General features: G+C 43.3%; 10 protein-coding genes. 7 read left to right on the forward strand and 3 right to left on the reverse strand.

Going from position 1 to position 16,763, the window contains the following annotated elements; genetic code table 11:
• Positions 1-28 precede the first annotated feature (28 nt).
• From EPB74_RS00660 to tolQ, 3 genes are all read right to left on the reverse strand, one after another.
• Positions 29-1,042 (reverse strand): cell envelope integrity protein TolA, encoded by a 1,014-nt coding sequence (locus tag EPB74_RS00660; RefSeq protein ID WP_274902218.1) that lies wholly within the window; start codon positions 1,040-1,042, stop codon positions 29-31.
• A gap of 120 nt (positions 1,043-1,162) precedes the next feature.
• The gene (gene tolR, locus EPB74_RS00665; RefSeq protein WP_274902219.1) at positions 1,163-1,621 is read right to left on the reverse strand and encodes a protein TolR; all 459 of its coding nucleotides are present in this window, start codon (positions 1,619-1,621) and stop codon (positions 1,163-1,165) included.
• The gene (tolQ, locus tag EPB74_RS00670) at positions 1,618-2,349 is read right to left on the reverse strand and encodes a protein TolQ (RefSeq protein ID WP_079691965.1); all 732 of its coding nucleotides are present in this window, start codon (positions 2,347-2,349) and stop codon (positions 1,618-1,620) included. Before tolQ ends, tolR begins: the two co-directional genes overlap by 4 nt.
• A gap of 512 nt (positions 2,350-2,861) precedes the next feature.
• Between tolQ and EPB74_RS00675 the strand changes: the two genes are divergently transcribed.
• The 7 genes from EPB74_RS00675 (at position 2,862) to guaD (ending at position 16,759) form a co-directional block, all read left to right on the forward strand.
• Complete coding sequence (locus EPB74_RS00675; protein WP_274902220.1) at positions 2,862-4,157, forward strand: NCS2 family permease; 1,296 nt, start codon at positions 2,862-2,864, stop codon at positions 4,155-4,157.
• 755 nt (positions 4,158-4,912) lie between these two features.
• A complete protein-coding gene (gene putA, locus EPB74_RS00680) occupies positions 4,913-8,170 on the forward strand; it encodes a bifunctional proline dehydrogenase/L-glutamate gamma-semialdehyde dehydrogenase PutA (RefSeq protein WP_274902221.1) in 3,258 nt (1,085 codons plus the stop codon).
• 11 nt (positions 8,171-8,181) lie between these two features.
• On the forward strand, positions 8,182-8,874 hold the full coding sequence (locus tag EPB74_RS00685) for a 1-pyrroline-5-carboxylate dehydrogenase (RefSeq protein ID WP_274902222.1): 693 nt from the start codon (positions 8,182-8,184) through the stop codon (positions 8,872-8,874).
• 722 nt (positions 8,875-9,596) lie between these two features.
• Positions 9,597-11,291 carry a xanthine dehydrogenase small subunit gene (locus tag EPB74_RS00690; RefSeq protein ID WP_274902223.1) on the forward strand — a complete coding sequence of 565 codons (1,695 nt, stop codon included), beginning with the start codon at positions 9,597-9,599 and terminating at the stop codon, positions 11,289-11,291.
• A gap of 247 nt (positions 11,292-11,538) precedes the next feature.
• Positions 11,539-14,109 carry a xanthine dehydrogenase molybdopterin binding subunit gene (gene xdhB, locus EPB74_RS00695; RefSeq protein WP_274902224.1) on the forward strand — a complete coding sequence of 857 codons (2,571 nt, stop codon included), beginning with the start codon at positions 11,539-11,541 and terminating at the stop codon, positions 14,107-14,109.
• Positions 14,102-15,121 (forward strand): XdhC family protein, encoded by a 1,020-nt coding sequence (locus tag EPB74_RS00700; protein WP_274902225.1) that lies wholly within the window; start codon positions 14,102-14,104, stop codon positions 15,119-15,121. The genes xdhB and EPB74_RS00700 overlap by 8 nt, the downstream gene beginning before the upstream one ends.
• Positions 15,122-15,316: 195 nt before the next feature.
• Positions 15,317-16,759, forward strand: a complete 1,443-nt coding sequence (gene guaD / locus EPB74_RS00705; protein ID WP_274902226.1) for a guanine deaminase — start codon at positions 15,317-15,319, stop codon at positions 16,757-16,759.
• Positions 16,760-16,763: the final 4 nt, after the last annotated feature.

Below are 16,763 nucleotides of genomic sequence, written 5' to 3' on the forward strand. Positions count from 1 at the left end.
ATCAATAATATAAGGATTGAGCAACCGATTAATTGCTACCCTTAAACTGTATGGTAAAAGTGGGGTATTTAGGATCATCGGCATCAATTGGTAAGCTACCCGTGTCCAGAACGGCTTGTTTGGCCGCTTCATTAACGGCGCTATCAGGTCCAGAAGCGGTGACGTTGACGATATTACCGCTAGCATTGACGGTAATCGTTAGCGTGGCACGTTGAGTTGAGCCCTTCGCTGCTATCGGTGGATTGTAATTACGCTTGATTAGGTTAATGATTTCGCTGTTACTTGCGCCGCGAGCACCGCTTGATGCTGAACGACTACTTCCTTTTGAGGTACTTGATGTCGTTGTATCACCAGATAGAGTCGATTGCCCGTCATCTGATAAGCTAAATTTTTGACCTGCACTACCAGAGCCACCCGTATTAATTTCTATGTTTCGGTCGTTGGCAGTGGGACGTTTAATCTTAGGAGGATTGTTTTGTTTATTACGAAAATCCCCAAGTTTTTTTTGTTCTTCGATAAGTTGCTGTCTTTTTTCTTTTTCAACTTGGTCATGTTCTTCTAGCACTGATTCATCTAACTGTGCTGCCCACTCAGCCATTCCGCGTTCATACTCTTGATTTTGCTCAAGCAAGCGTTGATGCTGCTCCTCACTCATAAGCATGGGGCGACTAGCAGGATCATCAGAGCGCGTAAAAACGGGCACGCGCTGGGAGCTTTGTTGAGTAGGATTTGGAGTGCTAACGCTACCGTCAAAGGATTCTGTTTGCATGGCACTTGATGCGCCGCTTGCACTGCTTTCAGACTGCATTGCACTGGCTGCCGCTGCACGATTGGCAAGGATTTGACCTTGCATCTCAGCCAATTGCTCAGGTGAAACCATGACCGTTTCGATGCTGCCAGCAGTTTCTACTTCCATATTTTGATAGGTATAGATAAGTATTCCAATCACGAGACTATGGGCAAGCAAACTGAGTAGCGTGGGCAAGGTCAGCCCATTGCCTTCGGGTTCAGTCGGTACATAAACGACAGGAGCATTATGCATGACATCTATACTCAAAAAAATGATACTCAAGAACGTGGCAATCAAGAAGGCGAAACTCAATAGAGGATTTCATCAGATTATCTACTTTATTATAACCAGCTAAATTAAACATGCAATTTATTACAATGAAGGGGTAGGCAGGGGAGCGCCAGTCAATAGCCCGACCTTTTGGATACCGGCTTGTTGTAAAGTCGCCATTAGCGTCATGATGGCGCCATATTGATTGTTTTGGTCGGCATTAATCATCACTTGTACCGGCTGAGCGCCTGCATCACTGCTTTGGCTTTGCAAAGTAGTTAGGGTATCAATCAGCTCCGGCTCACTAACAGGTACATCAACCTTGCTTTCATAACTGATAAAAATCTCGCCATTGCCAGTTAAAGAAACAATCACTGGCAGCTGGCTTTGACTCATGGTATTGGTTTGCTCTTTTGGTAAATCAACATCGACACCGGTAATCAGCATCGGCGCTGTAACCATAAATATCACTAGCAGCACCAACATCACGTCGATATAAGGAACAACGTTCATCTCCGCATTCAGCGCTTTTTTCTCACGGCGATAGGGACTTTGTTTCATAGACCAGCTACCTGAGTACTTTGATTGACTTGGTTTACTTGAGTGCTAGGTTGCGGATTTTCAATACTGGTTTCGCGTTGTAGCATACCGGTCATCTCATCGCAAAATAACGCGCGTGAATCATATAGGCGACTGGATTTGGCCGTAAAATGGTTATAAGCCAGTACAGCAGGAATAGCGGCAAACAAACCCATAGCAGTTGCAATCAATGCTTCAGCGATACCAGGGGCGACAGTGGCTAAGGTAGCTTGCTCAGTTTGTGATAGCCCCAAAAATGCATTCATGATGCCCCAAACGGTACCAAATAAGCCAACATATGGCGCAACCGAACCAATGCTTGCGAGCGTCGTTAGTCCTGACTCTAAGAGTTGTTGTTGACGTCCTAAGCCAACTCTTAGCTTGCGCTCGACACCATCAATGATGTCGTCTTTAGGTTGGCGTTTCTTATGCATTCTTAAGTATTCAGAAAACCCAACATAAAAAATCTGCTCAAGCCCTTGGCGCTCAGGTGACCCCTGAATCCCTTGATATAGTTTGGCTAAATCTTCACCTGACCAAAACCAAGTTTCAAACTGTTGGTCAAAGTTTTTGGCGGTACCGAGCCGCGCACTCATTCGAAAAATAATGACCCAACTGAGCAAAGAGGCTAATAATAATAATGCCATCACGATCTGTACCAGTAGACTGGCTTGGGTGATAAGGTCGATAATATTTAATGATTCAGGCATGTATTGAACTCATGGATAATTGATAATAGTCAATCTAAGTGGCGCTTTTATCTCAACCCACTAGTGTACTGTTAAACTAGATAAATATCACTAATAATGTGCTAATTACACAATGATGGTTTTTTTCTAAAAAACATGATGACAGCGTATAGATTTTATCATATTGTCCATATGGTCAACTAATTTGCACTCTTGCAGCTAGAAGGTGACCAGATTCATTGAAATTGTAAGATAATTTCACTAGAATGTTATCGTTTGTTGCTATCATTTTTCATGATAGTTTTGTATTTGCCAAATTATGTGTGGCTAAAGGACTAAAAGCATCATCTCTAACCTTAGTTTATAAGCGTCATTTACAGTCGCAATTTGGAAGCGTCATTTATCGTCGCAATTTGGATGTATTTTTATATGTTTGATTTAAACGCAGCATTGATTGTTGCAACTTGGAAGCGACAGTTATCAATACCGTTGGATAATGATAATTTACTTACTGCAATTTGGAAGCGACTCTTATGAACGCAATCGAACGCTATTTTGGGATCAATGGTGAAAACACCACGATCAAAACGGAGATTTTAGCGGGTGTAACCACGTTTTTAACGATGGCTTACATTATTTTTGTTAACCCTAACGTCCTTGCTGACGCTGGTATGGATAAAGGCGCGGTATTCGTCGCTACTTGTCTTGCTGCCGCGATTGGTTGTTTTATTATGGGGATTTATGCCCGCCTGCCAGTTGCACAAGCACCAGGTATGGGACTCAACGCCTTCTTTACTTATGGTGTGGTTTTAGGGATGGGCTACGCTTGGCAAACCGCACTGGGCGCAGTATTTTTGTCCGGTTGTATTTTTGTCCTGTTAAGTTTGTTCAAAATCCGTGAAATCATTATTAATTCTATTCCGGATAGTATTAAACAAGGTGTCGTCGCTGGTATCGGTGCGTTTTTGGCCTTTATCTCGCTACAAACCGCAGGCGTTATCGTCAATAATGACGCGACGCTGGTGGGACTTGGCGATATGACCACGTTTGCACCTGCGATGGCGGCATTAGGTTTTATTGTCATCGTTGGTCTGTCCCATAAAAAAATACCAGGCGCGGTCACCATTGGTATTTTACTGGTGGCGCTTATCAGTCTGATTACGGGTAATACGCAGTTCACTGGTATTATATCTGCGCCGCCATCTATTGCCCCAACGCTTATGCAGCTTGATATTGCTGGTGCATTCGATGTGGCGATGATCAGTGTTATCTTTGCCTTCTTATTCGTCGATTTATTCGATACCGCAGGCACCTTGATTGCGACCACCAGTCAAGCAGGCTTAATTGGTAAAGACGGTAAAATTCCTAATATGGGCAAAGCGCTATTAGCAGATTCAACCGCGACTGTGGCAGGTACATTACTGGGAACATCATCAACAACCAGTTATATTGAAAGTGTTTCTGGTATTGCTGCAGGTGGTCGTACTGGGCTTATGGCAGTGACGGTGGGGGTCTTGTTTTTACTCAGTATATTCTTTTCACCGCTCGCTGGTATGATTCCAGGATATGCGACAGCTGGCGCTATCTTTTATGTCGCTGTACTCATGATGGAAACCTTAAAAGATGTTAAATGGAATGATTTAACAGAAGCAGCGCCAGTGGTAGTAGTACTGTTATTTACACCTTTGAGCTATTCTGTCGCTGACGGTATTGCGCTTGGATTTATTACCTTTACTGCCATCAAAGTCGTAGCAGGTAAGTTCTCTGATATTAGTATCCCAGTTTGGATATTAACCGCCGTATTACTTGCCAAAATTGTATTTATATAGCATTTTAAGATAGGTTTAAGTTTAGCTGAAACTTAAACTTAAACTTAAACTTAAACTTAAATAAGCGACCGTTTTATTCTCTGAACCCTTGTTATCATTGAATGATAACAAGGGTTTTTTATGCTTAAAAATAAGTTATTTTATCAAAAATGTATACAAGTATTTGATTCGTAAACCAATTAAATATTTTTAGTAAACAATAATTTATAACCAAAGCGTCACTTTTATGGAGGTGTTAATAAATATTTGTTTTTAAACAATATTTTGATTGGTTGGAATTAAGTAATATCGTTAGTTGGAAGTTTTTTTTCATGTTAATATGACAACGTTAAGCGCATCACCTCAATCAACGCCGTAGAGGTTTTTCTTACCAGTGAATTAGTATCATATAAGACTGCAATTTGAGCCAGTAGCGTTTAAGTTTGATGGCTAATATTGCAATCGCACTCCTTTCACTACTAACAAGAAGAAGGCACTAATGCCGCTTAACTGTACGTTGTTGCCTTTATATTGTTAACGTAGTCCGTTTAACATTAGAACGACCTACTTGACCCCTTCCAGCCTATGCTGGATTTTCTCGTTTTGTAATGGCGCCGTTTGGTCTTTTGATTATTGCTGTGAATATTATTCATTATCTACTATTGATGACCTGCTATTAAAAGTCGTAGTGGTTAAAAGATAATAATGGTTATAGATAATCAAATTTCCGAAAGCACCATTTATGATGGTTTTTAAACGATAGTTATGGAGTTGTTATGAACCCAGTAGAGCAGTTTACCCCGCAAGAGCCGATTTTATTTAATCCTATCGATTTGCTATCACCAGAATATATTACCCAGTCGTCAGAGGAGCTACATGCACGTATCTCACCGTTATATAGCGTCGATGAAGAGCGCTGGTTAACGGACTTATTGCCATTAGCCAAACCCAGTGACGCAGAACGTGAAGCTGCTGCCACGCAGACTCGTCAGTTGGTCGAGCACGTGCGCAATGATGGCAAAGCCGTAAAAATGGTCGACTCACTATTGCTTGAGTACAGTTTGGATACTCAAGAAGGTATTCTGCTGATGAGCTTGGCAGAGGCTTTGATTCGAGTACCAGATAATTACACTGCTGATGCGTTGATTCATGACAAAATGAGTGTGGCTGACTGGAAAAAGCACATAAAAAATGACAATGGTTTTATGGTCAATGCCTCGACGTGGGGCATGATGATGACTGGCCGTGTCGTGAGTATCGATAGTAATACGACTGCATCAGGGTTTTTGGATCGTATGACCAAAAAGATGGGTGAGCCGGTCATTCGCAGTGCGATGCAAAAAGCCATGCGTATCATGGGGCATCAATTTGTATTGGGTGAAACCATTGAAGGCGCTAATAAAAACAGCCAACCTTATCGCAATAAAGGCTATACCTATTCATTTGATATGCTAGGCGAAGCAGCGATTACGCATAAAGATGCCGAAAAATACTTCAACGATTATCTGCATGCCATTAAAGCCACTGCCAGTATTAAAGTCAAAGAGGGCATGCCAAAGCCGTCGGTATCTATCAAGCTATCTGCATTGCATCCTCGCTATGAAGCCACCCAAGAAGCACAAGTGATGGGGTTATTACGTCAACGCTGCTTGTTACTGATTGAAGCGGCACGTGAGGTCAACGTTGATCTTAGTATCGATGCGGAAGAAGCCGATCGACTTGAGATTTCTTTAAAGTTATTTGAATCTCTATACCGGGACAACTTGACGGCTGACTGGGATGGTTTAGGTATCGTGGTACAGGGTTACTCTAAACGTGCTATTGCTATTTTAGTATGGCTAGCGCGCTTGGCAACTGAAGTAGGTGACCGTATTCCAGTACGTCTGGTAAAAGGCGCATATTGGGATACAGAAATTAAATTGGCGCAGCAAAAAGGTTTGTCAGGCTATCCTGTCTGGACGCGTAAAGAAGGTACGGATACCGCCTATCTTGCGTGTGCGCGCTTCTTGCTATCAGAGCATTTACGCGGACTCATCTGGCCACAGTTTGCTACTCACAATGCCCATACGCTTGCCTCGATTATGACCATGAGTGCGCATAGAGACTTTGAATTCCAGCGTCTACATGGTATGGGCGACGCGCTTTATGATCACATTTTACAAGCTTATCAAATCCCAGTACGTATCTATGCTCCCGTTGGCGCACATAAAGACTTACTGCCGTATTTGGTACGCCGCTTGCTTGAAAACGGTGCCAACAGCTCGTTTGTCCATCAGCTATTAGACAAATCTTATCCGATTGAGAAGCTGATAGTGCATCCGTATGACAAGCTACTGACCAATGCTACTTTGCACAATCCAGATATTCCATTACCACTAGATATCTATGGGGCGCGCCGTGCCAGCTTTGGTCCAAATATATTTGTAGAGTCACAATGGCTACCGTTCAAAGCGGCTATTGATAGTCATCTGCATAAAACTTGGTCAGCGACTTCTATTGTCAATGGCAAGGCAGTTAATGACTATGAAGCGGATGGCGAAACCCATCAGCTCAATACTCAAACAGTACGCGCTCCTTGGAATCATGAGGTCATCGCAGGTAACGTAGCCTATGCTAATGCAGAGGTGGCGCGCCAAGCGATCGATGCGGCAGTAGCAGGGCAATGCGCATGGCAGAAAGTCCCCGCTGCTAAGCGCGCTATGATATTACGTAAAGTGGCTGATTTATATGAAGAAAACTATGCTGAATTGATGGCATTATGCCAAATTGAAGCGGGTAAAACGATGCAAGACGGCATCGATGAAATCAAAGAAGCCGTTGATTTTTGCCGTTTTTATGCCGATGAAGCAGAGCGTTTAGACGCAAAAGTACACGAGTTTACTGATTTGGCAGGCAAGCTATCTCGTCAAGTTTATAAAGCACGTGGCACCTTTGTTTGTATTAGCCCTTGGAACTTTCCATTGGCGATTTATACCGGTCAAATTGTAGCGGCATTAGCAGCAGGTAATACGGTTGTCGCGAAACCTGCTGAGCAAACCAGCTTGATTGCTCATTTTGGTGCACAACTGATGTATCAAGCGGGCGTACCAGCAGAAGCGTTGCAATTAGTGATTGGTGCTGGCGACGTTGGTGCTGCATTGACCGCAGCTGATAATATAGCAGGTGTTATATTTACTGGCTCGACCCAAACGGCTCAGCGGATTAACCAAAGCCTGAACAGTCATGCTCAAGCTAGTGGCGAGTTGCCCGTATTTATCGCAGAGACTGGCGGACAGAACGCCATGATTGTTGATTCGACAGCACTGCCAGAACAAGTGGTTAGAGATGCGGTGTTATCTGCTTTTGGCTCAGCAGGTCAGCGTTGTTCTGCTTGCCGTATATTGTGCGTGCAAGAAGAGATGGCTGATGATTTGATTGAGCTGCTCCAAGGAAATATGGCTGAATTGGTCGTAGGCAATCCTTTATATGCGACCACAGATGTGGGCCCAGTGATCGATAACGATGCCAAGCGAGGACTTGAAGCACATATTGAGCGCATGCGCGCTGAGCCAACCGCCACTATTTTGGCGCAGACACCGATGAGCGACAGTGTGGTCGTCAGTCAAAAGCAATCGACCTTTGTATTGCCAACTGCGATTGAAGTAAAAAGCATTGATGTGATTGGTGGTGAGCACTTTGGCCCTATCCTGCATGTGCTGCGCTATAAAGCCCCTGACTTGAATAAGTTGATTGACGCAATCAATGGCACAGGTTTTGGTTTAACCTTGGGTATTCATAGCCGTATTGAAAACAATGTTGAACATATTGAACGCCGTGCTTTTGTGGGCAATACCTACATCAATCGCAACCAAATCGGTGCGGTCGTAAACGTCCAACCATTTGGTGGCTGTGGTCTGTCCGGTACTGGTCCTAAAGCGGGTGGTCCACATTATGTCGCCCGTCTTATGCAATTAAGTACAGAGCAAGCAGCTGTCGAACAAGTAGGTATTAAAAACAATACGACCGAATCAATCACTCAAACAGAACTTGCATAAGGAGTAGCAACATGGCGACTGAATTCAAAAAAAATCATGCCCAGGTTTGTGAAGCTTGGCGATTACTTAGCGCATTAGATCGTGCCATTTATATACAAGCGGCCATTCCAAAATTGGCATTGCTTACCGGTGATGCCAATAAAGCAAAGCGTTTGTTTGCTCATTTATTGAGTGCTGCGCCTATGCTGGATGAAGTACATCGTATGACTGGGGCTACTGGTGAAACAAATGATTTGTATGTGACCGCCCGTGGTAAGACAATGGTCATCGGTGGCGAGTCTGCCCGCGCAATGGCAGTGCTTGGGCAATTGGTAGCAGCGCTATTAACCGGTAACGAAGTAATATTGCATTGCCCAAGCCAAGATGAGATGTGTAATGAAGCAGAAAAAATCCTCTATGAGTCTGGTATCAGTGATGATGTGCTGAGCGTTGCTAATGATTCGCAAACGATTACGCTATTGTATATAGACCGTCTAGCGCAAGTGGCTGTCGCTGGTAATCAGAGCGAAGTGCAAGTAATCAGCCAAGAGCTTGCCAATACCGATGGTATTTTAACGCAAGTAATTGCGGTCACTGACATGGAAGGCTTGTCAGAGATGCTGACGCCTGATTATCTCTATCGCTTTGTCACTGAGCGCGTAAGAACGATCAATACCACAGCAATCGGTGGTAATGCTAGCTTATTGGAGCTTGGCACAGAGTAACTGCTATAAAAAAAGATAGAATCACAAGAATGACGGTTAGTAATTATTCCTAAAGATTTGGTGAATGATTGCTGACCGTTTTTTTATATCTCAATTTAATTTTATGGCTTTTGACTAAGGTGTGGCTTTTGACTAAGGATAGTTAAGGTTTTTAACCGATAACGACTATTTTATGAGTTTTTTTGGTTTTTAAACGAAATGACATGTTTTTTTAAGTTGTAAGTTAAATAAAGATAGTGATAATATAAATTAACCGTTTAGTCAGCAATTATTCGCTAAATGGCTGCTGAACGCCTTCAACACGGAATGTTGATGTACCTTAAGCCATAGAAAAAGGATTTGTTTATGCTTATATTCTCCGATTTTCCGATAGGGTAGTTAAGCCTATACCCGAACCCTTATTACCGCTTTCAGATTTACTAATAATGCTCATACATGATTGGTAAATTGAAAATTTCAAACCGCAAACAGATTAAGCCTGAGCAAGTCAGTAGTCAGATAGGCAGTCAGCTTATTCAATACCCGTATAACTTTCAGTATTGATGTAGGTATGATGATCGTCATCGTATAAATTTTATTAACATGGTAATTAAGTACTAACTTAAGGACAGAGCGTTTGTGCGCGACTATCCTTTAAGATACTGATTGTTAAAATTTTATTATTCGATTAGAGATAAAAGTATTATTTTATCTTCCTTTTATTCTGACAGCTGAGCATTGCTATGATTCATTTTTATTTGAACGGTAAATATAAGCAGTTAACTGACCTCAATCCGAATACCACGGTACTTGAGTATCTGCGCTTGCACGAAAAGCAAACTGATACCAAAGAAGGCTGCGGTAGTGGTGACTGCGGCGCTTGTACCATTATGGGACAAAAGCTACCTACTCAGGATGCAGACCACTCTAATCATGCCCCTTTTTATACCCTCAACTCTTGTATCACGTTACTGTCCTTGATGGATGGTCATCATCTGATGACGGCCGCTTTTATCGCGGACAATCCTGCCAATCATCCAGATCGTGCTTTATTGCATCCAGCGCAGCAAGCCATGGTAGATTGTCATGGCTCGCAGTGCGGCTTTTGTACGCCTGGATTTGTCATGACGCTGGCAAGTACCTATGAAAATCATCGTCTGCAAGTAGCAGAAGGGACGACGACTGACGATCTTAGTTATGATGACATTGTCGCTTCAATATCGGGAAATCTATGCCGCTGTACAGGTTATCGTCCTATTATTGATGCTGGCTTAGCTATGAGTGAGATTGGCAGACAACGTGATGCTGATCAGATAATAGCTAAAGACTTAACCATCAGTCTAGCGACAGATGCGATGGCAAGTAGCAAACCAGCCGCTTCAAATACCACCAACACTATCGCGCCTGCTCTTATTCAAGAGTCGCGTAAGCTGTTCATTCCGCAGTCCATTGATGAGCTCAATCAAGTGTTAGCCGCACATCCAAAGGCGACTATTTGGGCGGGTGGGACCGACTTAGGTTTGAGTGTGACGCAACACTTGGTTGATCACGATGTTATCGTACAACTGTCAGCGATTGATGAGCTAAAATCTTGGTCGCTTACGGATTCTAAATCTCTCAATGGCAAACAATCAAAAGATACAGAATTAAAAGGCAAGCAAGCTTCAGAGCAAATAGAAATACAATCTTTAGTATTGGGTGCTGGCATGAGCTATAAGCAAATGCTGCCTGTCCTTGAGCAATACTTTCCCAACTTTGCCAATTTATTTGAACGAATCGCCTCGCCGCAAATTCGTAATATGGGCACTATTGGTGGTAACGTCGCTAACGCTTCACCAATTGGTGACTTACCTCCCATTCTATTGGCATTAGATGCTCATATTCATATACGTCATTGCGCTGCTGTTGATAGTTCAGATATTGATTGTGCTGCTGACAATACCAATGACAATAATTCCCTTTCAAATCAAATGCCTTGTAATGACGAGATCATACCTTTACAAGAATTTTTCTTAGATTATAAAAAGACCAAACTGCGCGCTGGTAGTTATGTGGTTGCCCTGCATATTCCGCTGATGCAAGACAATCAGCATCTCTATATTCATAAGATTAGTAAGCGTTACGAAGATGATATTTCGGCCTGCTTATTGGCAGCGAGAATTGATCTGTCAGCAGATGGCTTGACGATTGAAAATGTAAGACTTGGTCTTGGCGGTATGGCAGCGATTCCTTTATTGGCTGCAAAATGTCAGCAAGCACTGATCGGGCAAGCTGTTGACGTTGCCAGTTTTGAGACGGCATCAAAAATGTTAGCGATGGATGTGTCGCCAATGACTGACGTTAGAGCCAGTCGTGAATATCGTATGCATGTGGTGCAGCGGCTAATTATTAAATGCGGTAAGCAATTGGTAGCAGATATAAAAGCTGAAAGCGTTTAACGTTTATGAACGTTATATAGAGTTTTTTAACATCTAAGTCCGCTTTCATGTACAGGCAAGTCAAAAACCGATATTTGCTATAAATACTGCTATTTATCATAAAACATTATTGATGGTAGTTATGATTTTGCGACGCAGCTTTTTAAATATTTTACTAAAAAGCAGTTGCAACATAGCTTTCACAATACAGTCAAAACGCTATAAGCAGACATTATGGGTTTTGCTAAAAATATAAGAGAGAGCCACCATGAGTCATCATTCTTCATTATTTGACAGCTATAGTATTCGCCGAGTACGTCCACCCAAAAATAAAATCGGTACCGGAGCCAAGCATGACAGTGCTATTAGTCATGTAATGGGCACAGCCACCTATGTGGATGACATGCTAAAGCCAGAAAGCACCCTGCATTTAGCAATTGGTAAGAGCGCTCATGCTCATGCACGCGTATTGAGTATGGATTTGAGTGCAGTAAGGGCAGCCGCTGGGGTAGTTGATGTCATTACTTTTAACGATTTGCCAGCCAAGACTGATATCGGACCGGTTTTTGATGGTGATCCATTGATGGTAGATGAGATCACAGAATATGTCGGTCAAACCTTATTTGCTGTTGTAGCAACTAGCCATCGTGCAGCTAAGAAAGCCACCCTTCACGCTATTGTAGAGTATGAGCTATTACCGGCGATTCTCACGATTGATGAGGCGCTAAAGCAAGAGCAGTTTGTGCGTCCCAGTCATTTTATGGAGCGCGGAGATGCGCAAGCTGAGTTGAAGGCAGCACCGACGCGCATTGCAGGACATATTCATATGCTTGGGCAAGAGCATTTTTATCTTGAAGGGCAGGTATCTTATGTCGTGCCTTGTGATGATGGTGGTCTTGAAGTTTATACCTCATCCCAGCATCCAAGTGAAGTGCAGCAGCTGGTCGCCGAAGTGGTTGATTTACCTTTTCATGCCGTTACGACGATTGTGCGCCGAATGGGTGGCGGTTTTGGCGGTAAAGAAACGCAAGCAGCCGCATGGGCGTGCTTGTGCGGTATTGTTGCCAAGCGCCAAAATGTGCCAGTAAGTATGCGCTTAGATCGTCAGGATGATATGGTCGTGACTGGTAAGCGTCATGAGTTCTCTAATCGATATGATGTCGGTGTCAATGATGCCGGTCAAGTGCTTGGCGTCGATATGCAGCTGTCAGGATTGTGTGGTTATTCGCCCGATTTGTCTGATGCTATCGTCGATCGCGCGATGTTCCACTGCGATAATGCCTATTATTATCCAGCCGCGCAGATAGCCGGTCACCGCTGCAAGACTCATACCGTATCTAATACTGCTTATCGAGGTTTTGGTGGTCCACAAGGTCTGCTGACGGCTGAGTATATGATGGATCATATCGCCTATACTTTAGGAAAAGATCCTTTGCAAGTGCGTCTGGCAAATTTATATCAAAACGGTCAAAGCACCCATTATGGTCAACCGATTGAGCATTTTGATTTGGCTACTATTATGCAGACGCTAGCAGATGACAATGATTACGATAAGCGTCGTCAGCAAATTACAGCGGCCAATCAAAAAGCCGAAGCCGAAGGTAGTGATAAACGTTTGGGTCTTGCCTTAACACCTGTGAAATTCGGTATTTCATTTACCGTACAGACGTTGAATCAAGCTGGAGCTTTAGTACTTATCTATACCGATGGTACCATTCAAGTCAATCACGGCGGTACTGAGATGGGGCAAGGGCTGTATATTAAAATTGCCCAAATCGTCGCCAATGAATTTGATGTCGATTTAGATACCGTAAAAGCAACAGCGACCCGCACGGACAAAGTACCGAACACGTCACCGACTGCTGCCTCGTCGGGTACTGATATGAACGGTAAAGCGGCGCAAAATGCTTGTATCACTATCAGAGACCGTATGGTTGAGTTTGCTGCTGAGCATTTCACAGTAGCCGCAGAAGATATCCGGTTTGAGTGTAATCACGTGCATATAGGCGACAAAGAAGTGCTCACCTTTGCCGATTTTGTTTTATTGGCTTATCAGCACCGTATTAGTTTGTCTTCGACTGGTTATTATAAAACACCAAAGATATTTTATGACCGCTCAAAAGCGTGGGGTCGACCTTTCTTTTATTTTGCCTTGGGTGCCGCCTGTTCTGAGGTTGAGATTGATACTTTAACGGGTGAATATAAGGTATTGCGCTGCGATATCTTGCATGATGTCGGGCAATCGATTAACCCTGCTGTGGATATTGGTCAGATTGAAGGTGCTTTTGTACAAGGCATGGGCTGGCTGACCGCTGAAGAGCTGATTTGGGATAAGAAGGGTAACTTAGCTTCTAACAGCGCGGCTAATTATAAGATTCCGACAGCTCATGATTTGCCTAAGCAGTGGAGCGTCAAACTGTTCGATCGTAAAAATGAAGAGCAGACCATTTATAACTCTAAAGCCGTTGGTGAGCCGCCATTTATGCTAGCAGCCAGCGTTTGGTGCGCGATTAATAATGCAGTAGCGAGCTTGGGTGATTATAAGAAAAATCCAGATTTGACCATGCCTGCTACGCCAGAAGCAGTACTCAAAGCAGTGATGCGTCTGCAAGGTCAAGAATGGGAAATCGCTTCTAAAGCAGAGGCAGAAACTGTTGAAAGTTTAACGCCGACTGATGACGATTGTGGTATCGATGATGATCGAGTCAAGCCGCAGCAAGTGCCTCATGGTAAAGATGTAAATCCGCCAGAGTCTGAAGGTCAGTTGTTTGACGAGCAACCTGAAGCCATAGAAAATCCTAATGTTTCAACGGCTCGTGGACCGGCACATAGTGAATAAGTCACTTATCGCACCGATGCCGATGGCACCAACAAAATGGTATGACGGACTTGCGCGATATCAGCAGCAAGGTATGGCGCACGTTTTGGCTACTGTCGTTGCTGTCAATGGCTCAGCACCTCGAGAGCTACAATCTAAAATGATTGTCACGCTTGATGCGTGCTGTGACACCTTGGGCGGCGGTAGTCTTGAGCATGATGTGACGATAACAGCGCGGCAACTGCTCAATGGTGAGCTTGAACCAAACGAATCGAGAGGCTTTAAACCATTAAAAGAAGGTAAGTCTGAAAAGGCACAAGCAGTACGTCGTGAAGCAGTCTACACCAAACACTATCCATTGGGCGCTAAATTAGCCCAATGCTGCGGCGGCAGTGTCACCGTTATGTTTGAATGTTTTAACGTGATACCGCCTATGTCATTGCTGGTTTTTGGCGCGGGACACGTAGCAGCCGCATTAATGACTATCCTTGCTGAATTGCCTTGTCAGGTAGATTGGGTTGATAGCCGTGCTGAGATGTTCAAGAGTTATTTGAACGCTGATGCTGGCACGGCAGATGGACAAGTGACTTATCAATTGCCTACCCATATTCGCCCGCATATTAATGAAGATCCGGTTGATTTTATCCAACCGTTTGTCGCTAATAGTATGAGAGGTGATTCAGCGAAAAAAGACACCCAGTATTTTATTCTAGTGATGACTCATGATCACAGCCTTGATTTTGATTTGGTGCGTGCGACGCTTGATGCCTATGTAAAAATCGGCATAGATAGCGATACTGATAATGACCTCAGCATCGATGACAGCAAGCTAGATTCATTACCTTATCTTGGTTGTATCAGCTCAGCGACCAAAGCCAAGCGTTTTAGAGATCGTCTACTACAGCGTGATTATAATGGGCAAATAGTTGATAAATTGACCATGCCAATCGGACTTAATACGGGCGGCAAAGAGCCAATGGCAGTCGCTGTCTCTATCGCTGCGCAAGTTTTGCAGCTTTATAATGATTTATAACGAATATTAAACCTAATCGACAGATTTTTTAATTATCTATTTATCTGTCTACCTACCTTTATAACATTGTTATCAGATTCGTCAGCCATAATATTCTATGGGCTGCGTTCAGTAACTTTGTGCTCGTATTAGGGTGAATAGATAATAGGGATTAATTTTTAACCGAAATACTTATCCATTATTGTGAGATTTTTTATGACCATACATATTTATCAAGCGCAGTTGCTGCATTATCTGACTGAAGAGAATTTGGCTGAAAGAATGCAGTGCACTAATTCGGACACGACTGATTTAACAAATGCTGAGCGCCGAGACCTTACAGTGGTTAATAAAAATATCACCTTGTTACCTGTTATTGCAGGCGTGAAAGTTTATCCTGAATATATTGCTAATGGTGCGCTTGTGGTCGATGATGTGACTGGTCGCGTAGTAGATTATGGCAACTGTACATCAATTATGTCGCAGTACGGCAAAGCCAGTAGACAAGAAAACAAAGCGCCAGTACAAATTCATGATTACCAAGATAAGCTCATCATGCCAGGCTTTATTGATACCCATGTACACTATCCGCAGATAGATATGATTGCTGCCTTTGGCGAGCAACTACTTGATTGGCTCAATAACTATACTTTTGTGACTGAAGCCAATTTTGGCGATGCAAAGATTGCTGATGACACGGCAAAATTCTTTTTAAACCAGCTACTCGCCAACGGTACAACCAGTGCCTTGGTATTCTCAACCAGTCATCCGCAGTCAGTAGAATCTTTCTTTAACGAAAGCACTCGCCTGAATACGCGTATGATTACCGGTAATGTATTGATGGACCAAAATGCGCCAGAGCATTTGTGTGTGCCGACCGAACAAGGTATCCGCGATACGCAAAATATTATCGATAAATGGCATGAGCGCGGACGTCAACATGTGGCGATTACGCCAAGATTTGCCATTACTTCAACCCCTAAGCAATTACAAATGACAGGCGAGCTCTATCGCAGTTATGACAGTGTTTATTTACAAACGCATCTGGCCGAAAACCTCGATGAGATTGCCTTTGTACGTGAGCTTTATCCCAATCATAAAGGCTATTTGGACGTTTATCACGATTTGGGATTATTGGGTCGGCGTACCACCTTGGCGCATGGTATCTACCTTGAAACGCCAGAGTATGAAGTGCTGCGTGATACTGGTACCCAAATCGCCCATTGCCCAACGTCCAATTTATTTTTAGGTAGTGGCTTGTTTGATTTGTCAAAAACTTTGAGTTATACCGGTGTGAGTATTGCCACCGATGTAGGCGCAGGAACCAGTCTATCGATGCTGACCACGTTATCAGAAGCTTATAAAGTGCAGCAATTACAAAAAAATCCGTTATCAGCGCATCAAGGGTTGTATCAGATTACCTTAGGCAACGCCCAGTCGCTATTATTAGACAATAAAATCGGTAACTTTATGCCTAATAAAGAAGCAGATTTTGTGGTGATAGATATGAGTGGCACTGATTTAATGGAGCGCCGTATGACACAAACTAAGTCGCTTGATGAGCAGTTATTTGTGCTGATGATGTTGGGTGATGATAGGGTGATTGAAGAAACGATTATCGCTGGCGTGAGTCGTTATAAAAAAACGGCTACTGTATAAGAGA

It is taken from the genome of Psychrobacter sp. DAB_AL62B, assembly GCF_028895345.1.
In the GTDB taxonomy this organism is placed as follows: Bacteria; Pseudomonadota; Gammaproteobacteria; order Pseudomonadales; family Moraxellaceae; genus Psychrobacter.

Coding starts and splice junctions, on each gene's coding strand:
- EPB74_RS00660 (WP_274902218.1), bottom strand. CDS start 1,042: ATGCATAATGCTCCTGTCGTTTATGTACCGACTGAACCCGAAGGCAAT.
- tolR (WP_274902219.1), bottom strand. CDS start 1,621: ATGAAACAAAGTCCCTATCGCCGTGAGAAAAAAGCGCTGAATGCGGAG.
- tolQ (WP_079691965.1), bottom strand. CDS start 2,349: ATGCCTGAATCATTAAATATTATCGACCTTATCACCCAAGCCAGTCTA.
- EPB74_RS00675 (WP_274902220.1), top strand. CDS start 2,862: ATGAACGCAATCGAACGCTATTTTGGGATCAATGGTGAAAACACCACG.
- putA (WP_274902221.1), top strand. CDS start 4,913: ATGAACCCAGTAGAGCAGTTTACCCCGCAAGAGCCGATTTTATTTAAT.
- EPB74_RS00685 (WP_274902222.1), top strand. CDS start 8,182: ATGGCGACTGAATTCAAAAAAAATCATGCCCAGGTTTGTGAAGCTTGG.
- EPB74_RS00690 (WP_274902223.1), top strand. CDS start 9,597: ATGATTCATTTTTATTTGAACGGTAAATATAAGCAGTTAACTGACCTC.
- xdhB (WP_274902224.1), top strand. CDS start 11,539: ATGAGTCATCATTCTTCATTATTTGACAGCTATAGTATTCGCCGAGTA.
- guaD (WP_274902226.1), top strand. CDS start 15,317: ATGACCATACATATTTATCAAGCGCAGTTGCTGCATTATCTGACTGAA.